The 14,424-nt window shown below is 56.9% G+C and carries 12 protein-coding genes; all 12 read right to left on the bottom strand.

The window, feature by feature from the left end; all coding sequences use genetic code 11:
• Positions 1-50: 50 nt before the first annotated feature.
• The 12 genes from gabT to JK198_RS04375 all read right to left on the bottom strand — a co-directional run bounded on the left by gabT (position 51) and on the right by JK198_RS04375 (position 14,355).
• Entirely contained in the window at positions 51-1,352 is a 1,302-nt protein-coding gene (gene gabT, locus JK198_RS04430; RefSeq protein ID WP_212710128.1) for a 4-aminobutyrate--2-oxoglutarate transaminase, read from the bottom strand.
• A gap of 149 nt (positions 1,353-1,501) precedes the next feature.
• Positions 1,502-2,635 (bottom strand): M20 aminoacylase family protein, encoded by a 1,134-nt coding sequence (locus JK198_RS04425; protein ID WP_212706934.1) that lies wholly within the window; start codon positions 2,633-2,635, stop codon positions 1,502-1,504.
• Positions 2,635-3,561: a glyoxylate/hydroxypyruvate reductase A gene (locus tag JK198_RS04420; RefSeq protein ID WP_212706933.1), complete on the bottom strand. Its 927-nt coding sequence runs from the start codon at positions 3,559-3,561 to the stop codon at positions 2,635-2,637. The genes JK198_RS04425 and JK198_RS04420 overlap by 1 nt, the downstream gene beginning before the upstream one ends.
• Positions 3,561-4,415, bottom strand: a complete 855-nt coding sequence (locus JK198_RS04415; RefSeq protein WP_212706932.1) for a GNAT family N-acetyltransferase — start codon at positions 4,413-4,415, stop codon at positions 3,561-3,563. The genes JK198_RS04420 and JK198_RS04415 overlap by 1 nt, the downstream gene beginning before the upstream one ends.
• A gap of 10 nt (positions 4,416-4,425) precedes the next feature.
• Positions 4,426-5,757 carry an FAD-binding oxidoreductase gene (locus JK198_RS04410; protein WP_212710127.1) on the bottom strand — a complete coding sequence of 444 codons (1,332 nt, stop codon included), beginning with the start codon at positions 5,755-5,757 and terminating at the stop codon, positions 4,426-4,428.
• Between the two features lie 24 nt (positions 5,758-5,781).
• Positions 5,782-7,443, bottom strand: a complete 1,662-nt coding sequence (locus tag JK198_RS04405) for an ABC transporter ATP-binding protein (protein ID WP_212710126.1) — start codon at positions 7,441-7,443, stop codon at positions 5,782-5,784.
• The gene (locus tag JK198_RS04400) at positions 7,440-8,291 is read right to left on the bottom strand and encodes an ABC transporter permease (protein WP_212710122.1); all 852 of its coding nucleotides are present in this window, start codon (positions 8,289-8,291) and stop codon (positions 7,440-7,442) included. Before JK198_RS04400 ends, JK198_RS04405 begins: the two co-directional genes overlap by 4 nt.
• Positions 8,291-9,244: an ABC transporter permease gene (locus JK198_RS04395; RefSeq protein WP_212706928.1), complete on the bottom strand. Its 954-nt coding sequence runs from the start codon at positions 9,242-9,244 to the stop codon at positions 8,291-8,293. The genes JK198_RS04400 and JK198_RS04395 overlap by 1 nt, the downstream gene beginning before the upstream one ends.
• 14 nt (positions 9,245-9,258) lie before the next feature.
• Positions 9,259-10,863, bottom strand: a complete 1,605-nt coding sequence (locus JK198_RS04390; RefSeq protein ID WP_212710116.1) for an ABC transporter substrate-binding protein — start codon at positions 10,861-10,863, stop codon at positions 9,259-9,261.
• Between the two features lie 30 nt (positions 10,864-10,893).
• Positions 10,894-12,171, bottom strand: a complete 1,278-nt coding sequence (locus JK198_RS04385; RefSeq protein ID WP_212710115.1) for an FAD-binding oxidoreductase — start codon at positions 12,169-12,171, stop codon at positions 10,894-10,896.
• Positions 12,172-12,187: 16 nt separating this feature from the next.
• On the bottom strand, positions 12,188-12,856 hold the full coding sequence (locus JK198_RS04380; protein WP_212710114.1) for a haloacid dehalogenase type II: 669 nt from the start codon (positions 12,854-12,856) through the stop codon (positions 12,188-12,190).
• Positions 12,857-12,882: 26 nt separating this feature from the next.
• Positions 12,883-14,355: an aldehyde dehydrogenase family protein gene (locus JK198_RS04375; RefSeq protein ID WP_212706925.1), complete on the bottom strand. Its 1,473-nt coding sequence runs from the start codon at positions 14,353-14,355 to the stop codon at positions 12,883-12,885.
• Positions 14,356-14,424 lie beyond the last annotated feature (69 nt).

Raw genomic sequence — 14,424 nt, 5'->3', positions numbered from 1 at the left:
AGCAAATGGCTACGTCTGTGGCGTGGTTTATCAGATAAAATTTTTCGTCATCAAATCCGGCCGGTCCCTTTCGCCAGCGCGATATCAAAAATATGTAAGGCTTCCTCCAGCTGAGAATCGGTGGTCACCAGCGGTGCCAGAAAACGGATCACATTACGCTGCAACCCGCATTTAATCAGCAGCAGTCCTTCGCTGAATGCCGCCTGCAGAATTACCTGCGTCAGGGCCGGGTCTTCTTTTCCGCTGTCCGGATCAATAATTTCCACCGCCTGCATAAAACCGACCCCGCGCGCCTCACCAATACAGGCATATTTACCGGCCAGCTGTTCCAGCCGCTGGCGGAGCATCTGCCCGAGGCGGAGACTGCGGGCCAGTAAATCTTCCTGTTCTATTACATCCAGTACCGCCAGGGCGGCCGCACAGGCCAGCGCATTTCCGCCGTAGGTCCCTCCCAGCCCGCCGGGCAGAGGGGCATTCATTATTTCAGTACGGCCGGTCACCCCGGAAATGGGCAGCCCGCCGCCGAGACTTTTGGCAACCGTGACCAGGTCCGGCATAATGTCTGCGTGTTCGAAGGCGAACATTTTTCCCGTCCGCCCGAATCCGGTCTGAACTTCATCACAAATCAGTAAGATGCCGTGTTTTTCGGTAATTTTACGCAATGCCTGCATAAAAGCCGGCGGTGCCGGCAGAAAACCACCGTCCCCCTGCACCGGTTCCAGTAATATCGCCGCCACCTGCTCCGGCACGATCTGTGCCGAAAACAGCATCTCCAGCGCATTCAGACAATGCTGCCAGCTGATGTCACGATACGGATTCGGGTACGGCAAACGATAGATGGCAGAAGCAAAAGGGCCGAAGTTTTGTTTATACGGCTGGCTCATACCGGTCAGGCTGGTACCGAGCAATGTGCGGCCATGAAAGGCACCATCAAAGGCGATAATCCCCGGCCGTCCCGTCGCCGCCCGCGCAATTTTTACTGCATTCTCAACCGCTTCTGCGCCGCTGGTAAAAAACACACTCTGGCACTCCGTGTCTTTGCCCACCAGCTGATTCAGGCGTTCTGCCAGACTGATATACCCCGGATAGGCGGCGACCTGGAAGCAGGCATGAGACACCTTCGACAGCTGACGGGTGACCGCCGCGCTAACCGCCGGGTGATTATGCCCGACATTCAGTACCCCGATACCGCCGACAAAATCCAGGTAACGGTTACCCTCCGTATCCCAGACTTCGCTGCCGCTGGCTCTTTCCACCACCAGAGGATGTGCCGTGACTATCCCGCGGGGGACATGCCTGTGACGCCGATCCAGCCAGACATCATTATGGGTTACCGCTGTTATATCGCTCATAGTAGATTCCTGTGATTAGTGGGGTTGTTGTGGCCCATTGATGCGACCACCTGCCGTCCGGCAGAACTGCCCGCCGGTAACGAGATAACACGCTTTCTTTTCTGGCGAAATATTACTGCTGCGGACACGGGCTGTAATGGCCGCCCTGACTACAGCCCGTCACTTTCCCCGTACACCACTTCACACAGCCAGCGCACCCCGTAAGGGATTGCCTGATCATTAAAGTCAAAACAGGGATGATGTAACGGATAACCGGGACCGGATCCCAGCCAGACATAGGCCCCGGGTTTTTCCTGCAACATAAAAGAAAAATCTTCGGAGGTCAGGGCCGGATAATCGGCCTGCTGAGCAATCAGACCGGCCCGTTCTGCGGCTGCCAGGGCCAGCCGGGTTTCACGCGGACTGTTACAGGTTGCCGGGTAATAGCGGTGGTAACGGATCTCTGCATGCAGCCCGCTGGCGGCGCTGATATGTTCCGTTTTCAGCCGCAGCTGCCGCTCAAGGGTATCCCTTGCCTGCGGACTAAAGGTCCGGACCGTGCCTGTGATGGTGGCCGCTGCCGGGATCATATTGTGCGAAGTACCGCCGTGTATTTGGGTCACTGTCAGTAATGCCGCCTCATGGGGGTTCAGCGTTCTGGGGACCAGACTGTTCAGGGCCACCACCAGTTCACTGGTTGCCAGCAGAGTATCCGGGCTCAGATGCGGCTGAGCCGCATGGCCGCCACCGCCGGATAAGGTAATATCAAAACGATCAGCGGCCGCCATCATCGGCCCCGGCCGGGTACGTAACTCTCCGAGGGGTAATTCAGGCCAGTTATGGATAGCGTATACTGCATCGCAGGGATAACGGCTGAATAAGCCGTCATCTATCATCGCCCTCGCCCCCGCCAGACCCTCTTCTGCCGGCTGAAAAATAAAGCACACACTGCCGGAAAAATCCGGGTTTCTGGCCAGAGTTTCGGCACAGGCCAGCAACATCACAATGTGGCCGTCATGCCCGCAGGCATGGGCAACCCCGGCAGTGCTACTCGCCCAGGCGCTGCTGCCCTGCTCCTGCATTGGCAGGGCATCCATATCCGCCCGCAGGCCGATCATCCGCTGGCCGGGGCGTTTACCCTGTAATAGCCCGACCACGCCGGTTTTACCGATCCCTTGTTCGACGGAGATCCCCATCGTGCGCAGAGACTCTGCTATCCGTGCCGCCGTTTTTTCCTCAGCAAACCCCGTTTCCGGATGCTGGTGCAGCTGACGGCGGACGCTGGTCCATTTCTGAATATCCATCAGTACCCCCGTTGTTTATCAATAACACCCTTCATCGGCTTACCCTGCTGGTGGTTACGGATATTGTCCAGTAACACTTTTACCGCGCTTTCTGCATGAGTTTCGCTGGCAATATGCGGTGTCAGCCAGATCTTCGGATGCAGCCAGAACGGATGTCCGGCCGGCAGTGGTTCCGGTTCAGTCACATCAATAACCGCACGGCTCAGTTTGCCGCTGTCGAGGGCCTCCAGCAGATGCTGATGGTTAAGCTGTTTCCCCCGCCCGGCATGTACCAGGCAGGCCCCGTCCGGTAACTGTGAAAATAGCGCCTGGCTGAGTATGCCGCGGGTCTGATCTGTCAGCGGCAATAAACACACCAGTATCTGACATTGCCGCAGGAACTCGCCCAGTTGCGGGTCACCGTGATAACTGGTCACACCCGCGACTGACTTGGGCGTACGGCTCCAGCCGGCACAGGAATACCCCAGTGTGTTCAGCACCCGGGCGGCAGCCTGCCCCAGATTTCCCAGCCCGAGAATACCGACACGGCAGTCCGCCGCGGCCGGCGCAGGGTGTTTAAGCCATTGCTGCTGGCGCTGCTGTTCAAGATAACGGGGCATTCCGCGGTGCAGTGCCACCACCGAGAAGGTAATATAAGCCGCCATATCATCCATCAGACCGGGTTCAATCATCCGTACAATACTGACCCCGGGCGGCACCGCCTCTGAGGTAAACTGGTCGGCCCCGGCACCCACCGAGAAAATAACCTGCAGATTCGGGAAACGCTGAGCCAGATTATCCGGAATATCCCAGCTCACCAGATAGCGGACCTGTTGCGGATCACCGGTCTCCGGCCACTGATAAAAGGGCAGATCGGCGGCATGTTCTGCCAGCCACGCCTGCCAGATTTGCCCGCGTTGCGGCGCGGAACGGTAAACAATACTCATCAGCCCATCGCCTGTGACATAAAACTGAAATCAGCCATCGCCTCTGGCTTACGTTGCCAGGGCGTGCCCCGCACCATCATCAGTGGCGCATCCACCACCGGTAACCCACACTCTGACAGCCAGTCAGAAAACGCTGTATTACCGTAAGTATCAATACGGACAAACTGACCGGTCAGCTGTGCCGCCGCATAACCAAATAATTTTCTGGCGCTGGATTCATCCGCCGCCAGCATAGGGCCGATAACATGGCCACGACCAAATTTACGTATCACCATATATCCCAGCGGCCGGGCCGGGTTTTCCAGCACCAGCAGCGCGTCGGCACTCTGTAACAAATCCTGCCACAATGCCGGACGATACAGGCCATGGGCCTGATAATCCTGTTCGATCAGTGCCGGTAACTCCTCCCTGCGCAGCGGACGGACAGTTTCCCCGGCGGTGGCATCAGGCCGGGGAGCGCTGATTTCCGGCAGCTGTGCGGTCTGGTGCTGAAAAACACTGCACTGCACGACAAAACCATATTTCTGATACAGACCTTTACCCATTTCGGTGGCATGCAGCCGGACATTTCCGCCAGCGGCTTTTTCCAGTAATGCCTGCATCAGCTGCTTGCCGATCCCCTGCCCCTGGCAAGCCGGGTCTACAATCACCAGCCCGAGTGTGCTGCGCGCTTCACCCCACTGCCACAGTAGCGCACAGCCAACCACCCCATGCTGATTTTCAGCCACCACCCCTTCGCCCAGAGAAAGCGCCTGTTGCCAGTCCTGATAACGGTGTGGCCAGCTGACCTGCTGGCTCAGCCGGAACCCCTGAGCTAAATCTGTTTCCTGCATGCTACGTAGTTCAATTGTCATTCTCTTTTCCTTACATCATTCCCGGGGTATTCAGTCCGCTGCCGTCAACTAAGCGTGAATAACGGTAGGGTGTCGGATCAACGACCGGCGGCGCATCGGTGGCTAAATCTGCCGCCAGCCGTCCGGCACCCGGCCCGAGACCAAATCCGTGACCACTATAGCCTGCGGAGACAATCAAACCCGGAAGTTTTTCGACCGGTGAAATCACCGGGATAGCGTCCGGGGTACTGTCTATCATCCCGCCCCAGCTCTGGGCGACCTGAATCCCTTGCAGCTGTGGAAACTCGCGCACCATCGCCGTCAGCCCCTGTTGAACCATCGCCTGGTCGGCAGCCGGATCGAGGATCCTTACTTTTTCAAACGGGGAAACACCCTCCATTGACCAGCGGGCCAGGGCCTCAGGCCCGCGGATAAACGGCATAATTCCGGGACTGACCGTCAGATTGTGGCGCCGTGCGTTGAAAGTACTGTAGAACTGACGGGCATATTTCAGCCCCTGGAAGCCCGGTTCAAGACGGCCGCGCCCCGAAACGGAGACGGTATAACCGCCATCCAGCTGCGGACGGCAGGCGAAGCTGTCCGTATAAAACGGGACACTGATCACCTGCTTTACCGGCAAAGTGCGGAAAGCACTGCCAATCACATTCCCCAGCGGTAAATCAATGCCGTGACGGCGACAAAACATGGATGTCCAGGTCCCGGCGGCACAGATAACACGCGAGGTTGTTATTATTCCGCGCTCAGTCACTACACCACTGACCCGCCCGGCGCTGATATCCAGTCCACGCACGGCACATTGCTGAAAAACCTGAGCCCCTTTTCTGATGGCCGCACGTACCAGCCCTGGGGCCGCCATCGAGGGCTCTGCATGACCATCGTCGGGGGAATGAACCCCGCCTTTCCAGTCGGTGGTACTGCCCGGGGTCAGCGCTCTGGCCTGTGAGGCATTGAGGATCTGACTGCGAATATCATAGCTTTTCGCCATTTTCCCCCAGTTATCCCAGGCCGCAATATCCTGTTCATTACGGGTGGCATACACCAGACCGGTTTTACGGAACCCCAGCTCTTCACCGGTTTCCTGGTTCAGTTGCTGCCAGCGTTGCAATGCATGAATAATCAGCGGTAATTCACGTTCATCGCGGTTCTGCTGACGGCACCAGCCCCAGTTACGGCTCGACTGCTCAGCACCGATCAAGCCTTTTTCCAGCAGTACGACATTGACCCCCTGGCGGGCCAGTTCCCAGCAGGCTGCCGCCCCGGCAATACCGCCACCGATAATCACCACATCAGCCGACGACGGCAGATACAGACTGTCCTGAACGTATTGAATAAGCGCAGGCATAAAGACCATCCTCTGTTAATTATTTTATTCCGCTTTCAGCGTATCCCGGTGTTCATCCAGCCAGCCGCAGCGTAACTCAGGTACCGCCCGTTTCAGGCGCTCAAAGTACAGTTCGCCGGAAGGCTTGTCATAATCGTCACTGGCCAGTTGCGTGACAATCCGGCCCTGTTTCATCACCACAATCTCATCACAGACCGCGCGGATCGCATGCATATCGTGGCTGATAAACAATACCGATAATTTCAGCTTGCGCCGCAGCTCGGAAATCAGGTCAAGGATTGCCGCAGCGACGACCGTATCCAGCGCGGAGGTGACCTCATCACAGATAATAATTTCCGGCCGGGCCGCCAGCGCCCGCGCGAGGCTGACCCGTTGTTTCTGCCCGCCGGACAAGGATGCCGGTTTACGGTGACGCAGTGTGGCAGGAAGTTTTACCAGTGCCAGTAAGGCGATAATCTCGCTCTCCAGCGCGTCTCCGTGTAACTGCCGGAAATATGTCAGGGGACGGCCAAGGATCTCGCCGACCGTGTGGGCCGGATTCAGTGCCGTATCTGCCATCTGGAAAACATACTGGATCTGCCGTAACTCCTGCGGCTGGCGCTGCTGCAGATCCGTGGAAATATAGTGGTGATTAAATAACAGATGACCATTCCAGGCAGGATTCAGCCCGGCAATCGCATGGGCAAGGGTTGTTTTTCCGGAACCCGACTCACCGATAATGCCTATCGCCTGGCCGCGCCATAACTGCAGGTTGATCTGCTCCAGAATACGGATTTTCGGCAACCCCTGTTTATTCCTCGCCCCGTAGCCCACGGCCAGGTCACGGACTTCCAGCAAGGGATGGATATCCCTGCTGTCGCGCTGCCAGTGGCCCGGCCGGGGGTGATGCCGCGCGGCATCCATTAACTGGTGAGTATAGGGTTCGCTGGCATGGCCCAGCAGCCGTGCGGTCGGGCCGGACTCAATCATTCGGCCCTGCTGCAATACCATAATCTGGTCTGCCATCTGCGCCACCACCGCCAGATCATGGCTGACATAAACTGCCGTCATACCGCGGCGGGCCACCACATTACGCAGCACTTTCAGTACTTCGACCTGAGTGGTGACATCCAGTGCGGTGGTCGGTTCATCGAGGATAATTACCTGAGGATCAGCCATCAGCGCCATTGCGGTCATCAGCCGCTGTAACTGCCCGCCTGATACCTGATGGGGATAACCTTCACCGATAGTCTCTGGCCGGGGTAATGCCAGTTCGCGGAACAGGGCGATGGCTTTCTGTCTGGCCTGCTGGCGGGACATCAGCCGGTGGATCAGTACCGGCTCAGTCACCTGATCGATAATCTTCATCCCCGGGTTAAAGGACGATGCGGCACTCTGGGCAATATACGCGATATCGTTACCGCGGAACTGGCGCAGCTGCGGGGCACTCATGGCCCGCACATCCCGGCCCGCCACATGAATATTGCCGCCGGTGATCCTGCAGCCGTGGCGGGCATATCCCATCAGTGCCATGGCGATCGTTGTTTTTCCCGATCCTGATTCACCAATCAGTGCCAGAACTTCACCTTTTTTCACCGATAAATGAATATCACTGACCAGTACGGTTTCAGTCCCCTGACTGAATGCACTGACCTGCAGGCCGTCGGCCATAATCAGCGGTGTCGCCGGATACACAGTCACTGTCATACTCCCTCCTGAACCCGCACTAACGGACGCATATTTTGCAGGCTGTCAATAAACAGGTTGACGCCGATGGTCAGGCTGGCAATGGCCAGCGCAGGCATCAGGATCGCCGGAGAACCGTCAAACAGCCCCTGCAGATTTTCACGTACCAGGCTGCCCCAGTCGGCCTGAGGCGGCTGCACACCCAGCCCGAGAAAGCTCAGACCACTGAGCAACAGCACGATATAGACAAAACGTAAGCCGAAGTCGGTCAGCATCGGATGGATCATATTCGGTAAAATTTCATGGATTGCCAGATACCAGCGACTTTCGCCGCGCAATGCCGAGGCCCGTACATAGTCCATATTGCGCAACTGGCTGGCCAGTGCAAAAGCTATCCGGTACGCCCCCGGCCAGTAGGTAAAGACGGCGGTAATAATCAGCATTGGCAGTGAAGAACCAAACACTGCCACGATCATCAGGGACATCACTTTACCCGGCAGCACCAGCAGCGCATCGTTAATCCGGCCAAGGATTTCCTCCAGCCAGCTGCCGGAAACTGCCGCCAGCAGGGCCAGTAAGGTGCCGATCACGCTGGCCAGTATTGCGGAAGTCAGGGCCAGCCCGATGGAGTAACGGCTGCCGGCGATAATGCGGCTTAAGATATCGCGACCCAGGTAGTCGGTACCCAGCCAGTAATGGGCTGACATACCGCCGAACAGAGGGCCGGCGCCGATATCATTCACCGGATACGGGGCCAGTGCCTGTCCGGCAATCGCGATCACTACCCAGAATAATGACACCAGTAGCCCCAGACGGCCTGCCGGTGTTAAGGCGACAAAAAAATGCCACGCTGCGCTTAAATATCTCATCAGCCCCTCCATTTCGGGTTAAACGCGATAGTGACAATGTCCGCCAGCAGCAATAACAACAGGTAGCAACCGGCAAACAGCATCACACAGATTTGTACCACCGGCAGGTCACGGTTACTGACCGCATCCACCAGCTGGCTGGCCAGCCCCGGATAGTTGAAAATGTTTTCGATAATGATCACCCCGCCAAACAGGTAGGACAGGCTCAGGGAGATGGCATTGGCGATGGCACCGGCCGCATTAGGTAAAGCATGGCGCATAACGGCGCGTACCGGGGAGACGCCTTTCAGTATCGCCATTTCTATATAAGGACTGTCCAGCTGACTGATAATGGCGGCACGGGTCATGCGGGCCATCTGTGCTGTCAGTACACAGCACAGGGTCAGCACCGGCAGTGCATAGGTGTTAATAAAACTGAGCATGCCCGGCTCAGGGCTGCCGAACGACATCGCAGGGACCCAGTGCAGACGCACCGCAAAAATCATCACCGCCACGGTGGCAATCAGGAATTCCGGGACCGCCACGGTCGCCATCGTGCCGCTGACCAGCAGTTTATCCGGCCACTTATCCCGTTGCATGGCGGCGGTAATGCCGATAAACAGGGCCAGCGGCACCGACACCAGGCTGGTGGCCGCGGCCAGTTCCAGGGTCGCCGGGATACGGGCGGCGATCAGCTGTGCCACCGGGATACGGCTGGCAAACGATATGCCGAAATTGCCGGAGAACAGACCGGTAAACCAGTGGTAATAGCGGACCAGTAATGGCTGGTCCAGGCCAAGTTGGTGACGCAATGCAGCAACCGTCTGCGGTGTGGCATTTTGCCCGAGGATCATCTGAGCGGCATCGCCCGGTAATAAACTGGTGATAAAAAACACCACCATCGAAACAATAACCAGTGTCAGCAGTCCCGCCCCGATACGCCGGGCAATCAGCAACAACATATAACGGTTCATCGCACACTCCTTACTCAGGCAGACAGCCAGACATTCTCATGGAAGCGGTAACCCATCATCATTCCCGCAGGCCATGCTTTCAGCCCCTGAACCTTGCTGCTGTAGCCATCCAGTGAACTGACAAACATCGGGATCAGTGTACCGCAGTGGTCATAAATCAGCGTCTGCATATCGTCGTACATCTGTTTGCGTTTGACCGGATCCTGCACCCCGCGCGCTGCAACCACTAACTGGTCAAATTGCGGATTTTTCCATTTTGATTCGTTATTGGCCGACCCTGACAGGTAGAACTGGGAAAACGAGAGATCCAGCGTCGGGCGCGGGTTAATCGACCCATAGCCGACAGGATCTTTCATCCAGTGGGCCGACCAGTAACCTTCATAAGGCACCCGCCGTACATTCAGGTTCAGTCCGGCCTGCTGTGCGATGTTTTGCATCATCAGGCCGCCTTCGATGGCACCGTCGAGGGTCGGCGCGGTAATAACCTCCACCCTGGCCCCTTCCATACCCGCTTTTTTCAGGTAAAAACGGGCTTTATCTGTATCGACCGGCCGGGGTTTCAGATCAGCGTTATACAGGGGGTGCCACGGCGGAACCGGGGTATCATTGGCGACCGTGCCGTATCCCTGCAGGGCCGTTTTCACCATCATTTCACGCGGCTGCAGATACTTCATCGCCATCACAAAATCAGGGTTGCTGCCCGGTGCCGTATCGGTACGGATAATCAGGTCCGTATACATCCCGGACTTACTCTCCAGAATTTTGCACTGCCCGCCGCTGGCATTCAGCTGTCGGGCATAGCCGGGACTGATGGCTGAACAGATATGCAGGTCACCGGACATCAGGCCATTCACCCGCGCCGCCTGGTCAGACACCCCCAGCAGTTCCAGCTGGTCAAGGTGCGGCAGGCCGGGTTTCCAGTAATCCGGGTTACGGGTACCAATTGTATGCATGCCCGGGACAAAGGTCTGGCAGACAAAAGGTCCGGTGCCAATCCCTTTACTGAAGTCCGTGGTATTAGCCGGCACAATCAGGAATGATGGCAATGCCAGCATCAGCGGCAAATCAAAATTAGCGCCTTCCAGCACAATCGAGACTTGCTGAGGGTTAACCGCCGAAATAGTTTTAAATTGCTGTGCCAGGGCAAACACATTCGACGCCACCGCCGGGTCTTTATGGCGGGCCAGCGACCAGACCACATCGTCTGCGGTCAGGGATTTTCCGTGGTGGAAACTGACCCCCGGCCGCAGGGTAATCTGCCAGCTGATGCCGTCATCAGAATGCACCGATGATGCCAGTGCCGGTTTTGCCACCAGCTGATCATCAATTTCGGTCAGGGCGTTGTAAAACATAAACTGGCGGGTGTAATCGGCACTGTTATTGGCTTTGGCCGGGTCCAGAGTATCAGTGGCCGATGAGTTGGACATGGCCGCACGCATTTTACCGCCTTTTAGCGGAGCGCTTTCGGCGATGGCCAGTTCAGGAAAACCAATAATTCCGCTGCTGAGTACCGCCCCGGCAGATAACATTTTCAGCAGACTACGCCGCGATAAAGACCCCTTTTGCAGCAGGCTATTCAGCTGAACATGACTCAGGGACTGTCCGTTATCTTTTTTCATCCGATCCTCTCCACATCACGATTTTTGTTGTCAGAACAGGCGATCTTTCGTTTGGTAATACAGTCCGGTCAGGGGCAGAAACCAGGGCTTGCCAAAATACCCCGGCACCGCCGGCCAGCCATGGCTTTGCCATGGGTTGTTGTCAGAGGCGCCGCTGATCAGGTCTGCCATCACTTTTCCCATCAATACGGACATCTGAGTGCCGTGTCCGCTATAACCCATGGTGTAAAACAGTCCGTCCTGCTCACCCGCATGGGGCAGCCGATCGGCGCTCATATCCACCATCCCGCCCCAGCAATAGTCGACAGGCGTATCTGCCAGTTGCGGAAACAGACGTTGCATTGAGGTGCGCAGGATGTCGCCGCTGCGCTGGTCCTGTGCGGGATTACTGACAGAGAAACGGGCCCGGCCACCAAACACCAGCCGCCGGTCAGCAGTGGTACGGAAATAATTACCGATATTCATCGAGGTGACATAAGTGCGGTCTTTTGGCAACAGACGCTGTAAGGTCTGTGCCGCCAGGGGGGCTGTAGTGATAATAAAACTGCCGACCGGCACAATCCGCCGCTGAAACCACGGGAAAGGCCCCTGGTTTGAACAGCCGGAGGTCAGCAGGACTTTATCGGCAACAATACTGCCGTGCGCCGTAGTCACCCGGTGCTGATAACCTGCCAGCCGGGTCAGTCCGGTGACTTCGTGCTGTTCAAAAATCCGGGCCCCGGCGCTGGCGGCAGACTCTGCCAGCCCGGTCCCGAATTTGCCCATATGCATCTGCCCGCCACGCCTTTGCAGTAATCCCCCGTGGAAAGCATCACTGCCGACTTCATCGCGGATCTCACTGGCAGAGAGTAATTCCACCTCCGGATCGACGGTTTTGCGCATCAGTTCGGCGGCTGACTGCAGGGAGGCGAAATGGCCGGGTTTACTCGCCAGTTTTATTTTGCCGCACAGGCGGAAATCACAATCGATAGACTCTTCGCTGATCAGGGATTGCACATAACTGACCGCATCATCGTAAGCACGGTAAAATCTGGTGGCGGTCTCCAGTCCTTTCTTTGCTGCCAGTGCCGCAAAATTCTGTGCCACGCCACTGTTACAGTGGCCGCCGTTCCGCCCGGAAGCCTGGCTCATCACCTGCTCCCTTTCCAGCACCACCACCTCCAGTCCCTGGCGGGCGAGCTGACGAGCCGCTGAGATGCCACTGAACCCGGCACCGATCACCACCACATCCGCCCTGGCGGGTAACGGTTGCTGACATCCCCCGTGAAATTCCGGGGCGGTGTGTTGCCAGAATGATTCCAGTTTCATGGGGATTACACTCCTGTCACAGACCGACGATTGCGGGCAGTTCGCTGATATCCTGAATTTCACTGTAACCATATTCAGGACAGCCGGGTTCATGACCGCGGTTAACGAAGACTTTATGGGTGATCCCCAGATCATGGGCGGTCATCAGGTCGTAACGCAGGCTGGAGGAAACATGCAGGATCTGGTCCGGTCCGCAGCCCAGTTTGTCGAGCATATATTCAAAACCACGCATCGCCGGCTTGTAAGCGCCGGTCTCCTCGGCGGTGATGGTCATATATATCGGTGCCCCCAGCCGCGGTACATGGTGGGGTATCAAATCGTTCATAGAGTTGGTCAGCAGTACTAACGGGATCTCAGAGGCAATTTTTTGCAGCCCGCCGGGCACATCCGGATGTGCAGTCCAGGTTTTACAGTCGGCATAAATAAAATCACTGTCGGCCGGTTGCCATTCGGCTTTCCATTTATGACAGGATCTTTGCAGGGCATTACTGACCACCTCATAGTAAGGTTTCCAGGCTCCCAGCACTTCATCTAACCGAAAACGGGCAAAGTCGCTGATAAAGGCCGGCATAACATCTGCCCCGACCCGGTCGGCAAAACAGCGGCGTGCGGCACCTGCCATATCAAAATTAATCAGGGTGCCGTAGCAGTCAAAGGTAATAAACTTCGGGGTAAACACAGGCATAGCGTGGTCTCCGTTAACAGACAGAACTAAAAATCGATCAGTACACTTTTCTGGCGCTGACAGGCCTGGAAAGCCTGACGTCCCAGATCTTTACCGATACCCGACCCCATAAATCCGCCGGTCGGAATAATAAAGTCACCACTGCGGCCATAACGGTTAATCCATACGGTGCCCGCATTCAGCGACTGCATGGCCCGCATCGCCACCGGTAAACTGAGGGTATGTACTCCGGCACACAGGCCATAGGTTTCATGCTGTGCCAGGGCGATCCCTTCATCTTCGTCATCGAAATACTGCACCGTCAGTACCGGACCAAAAATCTCTTCCTGTACCGCACAATTATCCGCTGCCACGCCGCTCAGCAGGGTTGGCTGCCAGAACCAGCCCTGTTCTGTCCCGGCAAAGCGCTGGCCGCCGGTCAGAATTTCCCCGCCCTGTTCACAACACTGCTGCACCAGACGCTGCACTTTCTCGCCCTGACGCTGGTCGATTAACGGGGAGTATTGGCAGGATCCCTGCCAGGTATTGGCGGGACGGAATGACTGACATAACTGCAGCAGATGATCGATCAGTGCCGGGGCGATACCACGCTGCACAACCAGCCGTGTTCCGGCAACACAGGCCTGGCCGCCATTGGCGGTAAATCCGCGCAGGATCCGCGCGGCCACCTCTGCCGGGTCACCGGCATCGTTAAAGACCAGTTGCGGGCTTTTACCGCCCAGTTCGAGGGTGACAGGCTTCATACCATTAAATCCGGCGTCACTCATGATTTGCGCCCCGGTCGCCGTCGAACCGGTAAAGGAAACCTTGCGGACCTGCGGATGTTTCACCAGTGCACTGCCGGTATGCCTGCCGCTGCCCTGAACAATATTCAGTACCCCGGCAGGCAGGCCGGCCTGTACTGCCAATTCGGCCAGCCGCAGGGTGGAAAATGGCGTCAGTTCTGAAGGTTTCAGCACCACCCCGTTGCCCGCCGCCAGCGCCGGTCCGCATTTCCACGACGCCATCGATAACGGGAAGTTCCACGGAGTAATCGCCCCGACCACCCCGTAAGGTTCAGGCACCAGCATCCCGAGGCTGTCTTTACGGGTCGGTAACAGGTCACCGCTGTATTTATCCGCACACTCGCCGTAAAAACGGATCGCTTCTGCCGTAAAGGGAATTTCGTGATGAATCACGTCGCTGATCGGCCGTGTTGATCCCAGAGCTTCGAGCTGGCCAAGATAAGGCGCATCGGCTTCAATTAAATCGGCCCAGCGGCGTAATACTGCCCCGCGCTGACGTGGCGATGCCTCTGACCAGCCGCTGCGGATACGTTGCTGTTCCGCTATTTCAACCGCCTGAGCAACCACCTGTGCACCGCTTTCCGGAATATCGGCATAGCTTTGTCCGTCAGATGGCCGGTGTACCGGAATCTGCCCCTGGTTTTTATGACAATACTGTCCGTCAATATAATTCCCGGTGCTGAACTCAACCTTATTCGGGTCGAAACTTAACATAGACACACCTTATTCAGTCATGCAGTACAAACAATGAAAATACCGTCTGACTGGATAATGCAGAATGCG

The sequence above is a fragment of the Tatumella sp. JGM91 genome (genome assembly GCF_018257575.1).
Lineage (GTDB): Bacteria > Pseudomonadota > Gammaproteobacteria > Enterobacterales > Enterobacteriaceae > Tatumella > Tatumella punctata.
Note: the sequence above shows the minus strand (reverse complement) of the source record. Positions and strands in the feature narration are given on the sequence as shown.

What these genes read in the sequence shown, in the direction of transcription:
- gabT (WP_212710128.1), bottom strand. Translation starts at nt 1,352, where the DNA reads ATGAGCGATATAACAGCGGTAACCCATAATGATGTCTGGCTGGATCGG.
- JK198_RS04425 (WP_212706934.1), bottom strand. Translation starts at nt 2,635, where the DNA reads ATGGATATTCAGAAATGGACCAGCGTCCGCCGTCAGCTGCACCAGCAT.
- JK198_RS04420 (WP_212706933.1), bottom strand. Translation starts at nt 3,561, where the DNA reads ATGAGTATTGTTTACCGTTCCGCGCCGCAACGCGGGCAAATCTGGCAG.
- JK198_RS04415 (WP_212706932.1), bottom strand. Translation starts at nt 4,415, where the DNA reads ATGACAATTGAACTACGTAGCATGCAGGAAACAGATTTAGCTCAGGGG.
- JK198_RS04410 (WP_212710127.1), bottom strand. Translation starts at nt 5,757, where the DNA reads ATGCCTGCGCTTATTCAATACGTTCAGGACAGTCTGTATCTGCCGTCG.
- JK198_RS04405 (WP_212710126.1), bottom strand. Translation starts at nt 7,443, where the DNA reads ATGACAGTGACTGTGTATCCGGCGACACCGCTGATTATGGCCGACGGC.
- JK198_RS04400 (WP_212710122.1), bottom strand. Translation starts at nt 8,291, where the DNA reads ATGAGATATTTAAGCGCAGCGTGGCATTTTTTTGTCGCCTTAACACCG.
- JK198_RS04395 (WP_212706928.1), bottom strand. Translation starts at nt 9,244, where the DNA reads ATGAACCGTTATATGTTGTTGCTGATTGCCCGGCGTATCGGGGCGGGA.
- JK198_RS04390 (WP_212710116.1), bottom strand. Translation starts at nt 10,863, where the DNA reads ATGAAAAAAGATAACGGACAGTCCCTGAGTCATGTTCAGCTGAATAGC.
- JK198_RS04385 (WP_212710115.1), bottom strand. Translation starts at nt 12,171, where the DNA reads ATGAAACTGGAATCATTCTGGCAACACACCGCCCCGGAATTTCACGGG.
- JK198_RS04380 (WP_212710114.1), bottom strand. Translation starts at nt 12,856, where the DNA reads ATGCCTGTGTTTACCCCGAAGTTTATTACCTTTGACTGCTACGGCACC.
- JK198_RS04375 (WP_212706925.1), bottom strand. Translation starts at nt 14,355, where the DNA reads ATGTTAAGTTTCGACCCGAATAAGGTTGAGTTCAGCACCGGGAATTAT.